Annotated in this window: 1 pseudogene; it reads left to right on the top strand. The window is 54.5% G+C overall.

Annotated elements, in window-relative coordinates:
- Positions 1-945: pseudogene (locus HUX88_RS31785) on the top strand (IS3 family transposase); the annotation flags it as partial.

The following is a 945-nucleotide window of genomic DNA, read 5'->3' as shown; positions in this document are numbered from 1 at the left end:
GGCTCGGCGTCAGTGTTCACAGCATGTACCAATGGGTGAAGCGCTACAGCGTGCCAGCAGAGGAGCGCCTGGCTACGGACGCGCAGGCCGCAGAAATGAAACGCCTGAAGGCCGAATTGAAGCGCGTAACCGAGGAGCGCGATATTTTAAAAAAGGCCGCCGCGTACTTTGCCAAGATGTCCGGGTAAGGTACGCCTTGATCCAGGAGCTGTGTACTAGCCACGCCATACGCCATCTATGCAAAATGCTGGCGGTTCATCCGAGTGGCTATTACGCTTGGCGGTTGAATCCCGAGAGCCGGCGCACCTTGGAGGATCGACGCATCCTTGGCCACATCAAGGAATCCTGGCTGGAAAGCGGTTCTGTCTACGGTTACCGAAAAGTGTCGGACGATTTGCGCGACCTGGGCGAACACTGCGGAATTAATCGCGTTCATCGCATCATGCGTGCCGCCGGCCTGCGATCTCAAACAGGCTATGGCAAACGGCGTTACAAGCGTGGTGGTGCGCCTTCCGTGGTGGCGCCCAACCACTTGCAGCGACAGTTCGATGTGCAAGAGCCAAATCGAGTCTGGGTCACTGACATTACCTATATTCGGACTCATGAAGGCTGGTTGTATCTGGCCGCCGTAATTGATCTCTTTTCGAGACAGGTCATCGGCTGGTCTATGAACTCAAGGATGGATCGCGAACTGGCACTGAATGCTTTGTTGATGGCTGTGTGGCGTCGCCAGCCTAAACAAACTGTGCTGGTACATTCAGATCAAGGCAGTCAGTTCAGCAGCTATGACTGGAGAGATTTCTTGAAAGCTCATAATCTGGAGCAGAGTATGAGCAGACGAGGCAATTGCCACGACAACGCGGTCGCTGAAAGCTTTTTCCAGCTGCTGAAGCGCGAAAGAATACGACGCAGAATCTACAGTAGTCGGGACGAAGCAAGGCAGGA

It is taken from the genome of Duganella sp. BJB1802, assembly GCF_013369445.1.
In the GTDB taxonomy this organism is placed as follows: Bacteria; Pseudomonadota; Gammaproteobacteria; order Burkholderiales; family Burkholderiaceae_D; genus Rugamonas; species Rugamonas vulcania_A.
This window is presented reverse-complemented; position numbering and strand designations above follow the sequence as displayed.